Origin of the sequence: Frateuria sp. (genome assembly GCF_035695185.1) — a bacterium.
Lineage (GTDB): Bacteria > Pseudomonadota > Gammaproteobacteria > Xanthomonadales > Rhodanobacteraceae > Frateuria_A.
The window spans coordinates 1-3511 of the sequence record NZ_DASSES010000220.1 but is presented as its reverse complement, the minus strand read 5'-3'; the positions used below and the strand labels follow the sequence as shown (position 1 = coordinate 3511).

The following is a 3511-nucleotide window of genomic DNA, read 5'->3' as shown; positions in this document are numbered from 1 at the left end:
GGTGTGGGCCTTGATGTAGTCCACGGCCTGCTGAACGGTGGTGATCTTCTCGGCCTCTTCGTCCGGGATCTCGGTCTCGAACTCTTCCTCGAGGGCCATCACCAGTTCCACCGTGTCCAGCGAATCGGCGCCCAGGTCGTCAACGAACGAAGCGTTCGCCGTGACTTCGTCTTCCTTCACGCCCAGCTGCTCGATGACGATCTTCTTGACGCGCTCTTCGATGGTGCTCATGTTGCCAAACCTCCCAAGGGGTGTGCTTTTTTGTCGGGCCGGCACGGGTCCGGCAAAGGCCGGCGAATTGTAGTGGCTTAGCGGCCAGGCCGCCATGGCTACGCCGGCAGTATGAAACGCCCGGGCTTTCGGCCCGGTACGAAAGGTCAATTGTCGCCTAAAAACGAGTCGTTGGCGACAGTCGCGCCATACGTCAGGGCATGTACATGCCGCCGTTGACGTGTAGGGTTTCGCCGGTGATGTAGGCCGCCGCCGGCGAGGCAAGGAAACCCACGGCCCTGGCGATGTCGCTCGCCTCGCCCAGCCGGCCCAGCGCGATCTGCCCCAGCAGCGCCTGCTTCGACTCCTCCGGCAGCGCACGCGTCATGTCGGTATCGATGAAGCCGGGCGCGACCACGTTCACCGTGATGCCGCGCGAACCGATCTCGCGGGCAAGCGATTTGGAGAAAGCGATGATGCCGGCCTTGGCCGCCGCGTAATTCGCCTGGCCCGGGTTGCCGGTCAGGCCGATCACCGAGGCGATCGAGATGATGCGGCCCTTCCTCGCCTTCATCATGCCGCGCATGACCGCCTTGGAGGTGCGGTATACCGAGGTCAGGTTGGTATCGATGATGGCCTGCCAGTCCTCGTCCTTCATGCGCATCAGCAGCTGGTCGCGGGTGATGCCGGCGTTGTTGACCAGGATCGAGACGGCGCCGAACTCCTTGCCGATCGCATCGATGAGCGCCTCGACCGCGGCGCCGTCGGTGACATCCAGCACGCGGCCATGGCCACCCTGCGCCGCCAGGCGATCGCCGATGGCCCTGGCGCCGTTCTCGCTGGTGGCAGTACCGATCACGGTGGCGCCCATGGCCGCCAGCTCGTCGGCGATCGCCGCACCGATGCCGCGGCTGGCGCCGGTGACCAGCGCGATTTCTCCTTCCAGGATCTTGCTCATCGTCATGCCCTTCTGCAGGAATCTCGGGAGGGGCACATGGCCCGTCCGCTCAATGGTGGTTCAAGCCAGCGCCGCTTCGATTTCGGCGGGTGCGCCGATGGCGCGCGCATCCAGGCCCTTGTCGATGCGCTTGATCAGGCCTGCGAGCACCTTGCCCGGGCCGCATTCGAGCACGCGGGTGGCACCGTTTCGGGCGAGGGCCTGCACGCATTCGGTCCAGCGGACCGGGAGGTAGAGCTGCCGCTGCAGCGCGCCGCGGATCTCCTCCACGCTGCCGTAGCTGCGCGCCTCGGCGTTCTGCACCACGGGGATGGCGGGCAGCGACCACTCGATGGTGGCCATGCGCTCACCGAGCCGATCGGCAGCCTCGCGCATCAGTGCACAGTGTGAGGGCACCGATACCGCCAGCCTGACCGCCTTCTTCACGCCCAGTTCGGCGAGCCTGGCCAGTGCACGGTCGACCGCCTCGGCATTGCCGGCGATCACCAGCTGCCCGGGCGAGTTGTAGTTGGCGGGCGAGACCACCTGGCCTTGCGCGACCTCTTCGCACACCTGCGCGATCTGCGCATCGTCCCCGCCGAGAATCGCCGCCATCGCGCCGACGCCAGACGGCACCGCCGCCTGCATCAGGCGACCGCGCTCGGCCACCAGGGCGGCCGCATCGTGCAGGGAAAGTGCGCCGGCGCAGACCAGCGCGCTGTACTCGCCCAGACTGTGACCGGCCAGCTGCGCAGGCCGCGCGCCACCGAGCTTGCCCCACACGCGCCACACGGCGACGCTCGCCGCCAGCAGCGCGGGCTGGGTGTTCTCGGTGCGGTTGAGCTGGTCTTCCGGACCCTGCTGGCTGAGTTGCCACAGGTCGACGCCCGCGCCTTGCGAAGCTTCCTCGAAGGTCGCCCGCACTTCCGCATGCGCGGCAGCAAGGTCGGCCAGCATGCCGACCGATTGCGAGCCCTGACCGGGAAAGACGAAGGCGAGCGAGGCGGGGGTGTCGGTCATCGGTGTCGGTCCGTCAAGGGCAAAGAGGCGATGATGCCAGCAGGCGCGCGCGTACGCAGCCGTATCGGGCAGCGGAAACGACGATGCCGCCCGTAGGCGGCATCGCGTGAGGGGCGGTCGGACTCAGTAGCGCAGCAGCGCCGAAGCCCAGGTGAAACCGCCGCCGAAGGCTTCCAGCAGCAGGTTCTGTCCGCGCTGCACCTTGCCCGAGCGCACCGCGTAGTCCAGCGCCAGCGGCACCGAGCCGGACGAGGTGTTGGCGTGCTTGTCGACCGTCACGATCACCTGCTCCATCGACATGTTCAGCCGCTTGGCGGTCGCTTCGATGATGCGCAGGTTGGCCTGGTGCGGAATCAGCCAGTCCAGCTGCGAGGCCTCCAGACCGCCGGCCTGCAAGGTCTGCTCGACCAGCGAGTCAAGCGTCTTGACCGCGACCTTGAAGACTTCGCGGCCAGCCATCTTGATGCGCACGCCGTGGTTGGGCTCGTCGCGGAAACCGACGGAGACACCGACCGGGTTCCACAACAATTCCTTGTAGCCGCCGTCGGCATGCAGGCAGGTGGCGTAGATGCCCGGCTCGTCGCTGGCCTCCAGCACCACCGCGCCGGCACCGTCGCCGAACAGCACGCAGGTTTCGCGCTCGGTCCAGTCGACCATGCGGGTGAGCGTCTCGGCGCCCATCACCAGCACCTTCTTCGATTGCCCGCTGCGGATGAACTTGTCGGCGATGCCCAGTGCGTAGACGAAGCCCGAGCAAGCCGCGTTGACGTCGAACGCTGCGCAGCCATTGGCACCGAGGCGGTGCTGCACGAGGCAGGCGGTGGAGGGAAAGATCAGGTCGGGCGTGGTGGTGCCCAGGACGATCAGGTCGAGCTCGGAGGCCTTGACGCCGGCGGCTTCGAGCGCGCGCTGTGCCGCCAGGAAGGCCAGATCGCCGGTGGTCTGGCCGTCGGCCGCCACATGGCGCTGGCGAATGCCGGTGCGCGACTGGATCCACTCGTCGCTGGTTTCGACGAACTGTTCCAGGTCGGCGTTGGTCAGCACACGCTCGGGCAGCGCGCTGCCGGTGCCGGAAATGCGGGCGTAGGTCGAAGCCATGGGCTATCCATCTGCAGGCGGGCGGCGATGGCCAGGCCACGCCGGATCCGCAACGTTACGTTTGCGGACGCCGAAACGCAAAGCGGCGCGTCACCGCGCCGCTCTGCTTGCGTCCTTGGGACGGTGCTTATTCGGCGTCGACGGCCGCAGCGGTGTCGATCACCTTCTTGCCGCGGTAGTAGCCGTCCTTGGTGACGTGGTGGCGCAGATGCACCTCGCCGCTGGTCGGGTCGGTCGCCAGCTGCA

At 67.4% G+C, this 3511-nt stretch carries 5 protein-coding genes; all 5 read right to left on the bottom strand.

The genetic code is table 11. From position 1 onward, the window contains the following. Window positions 1-231 (bottom strand): acyl carrier protein (gene acpP, locus VFH59_RS18400; protein ID WP_325166386.1); only part of this gene is annotated, 231 nt, incomplete at its 3' end. 193 nt (window positions 232-424) lie between these two features. Next, window positions 425-1168 (bottom strand): 3-oxoacyl-ACP reductase FabG, encoded by a 744-nt coding sequence (fabG, locus tag VFH59_RS18395; protein WP_325166385.1) that lies wholly within the window; start codon window positions 1166-1168, stop codon window positions 425-427. A gap of 60 nt (window positions 1169-1228) precedes the next feature. After that, on the bottom strand, window positions 1229-2167 hold the full coding sequence (gene fabD / locus VFH59_RS18390; protein ID WP_325166384.1) for an ACP S-malonyltransferase: 939 nt from the start codon (window positions 2165-2167) through the stop codon (window positions 1229-1231). Window positions 2168-2290: 123 nt separating this feature from the next. Beyond that, window positions 2291-3265 carry a beta-ketoacyl-ACP synthase III gene (locus VFH59_RS18385; protein WP_325166383.1) on the bottom strand — a complete coding sequence of 325 codons (975 nt, stop codon included), beginning with the start codon at window positions 3263-3265 and terminating at the stop codon, window positions 2291-2293. 127 nt (window positions 3266-3392) lie between these two features. Then, on the bottom strand, window positions 3393-3511 hold a 119-nt coding region (rpmF, locus tag VFH59_RS18380; RefSeq protein ID WP_325166387.1), incomplete at its 5' end, for a 50S ribosomal protein L32.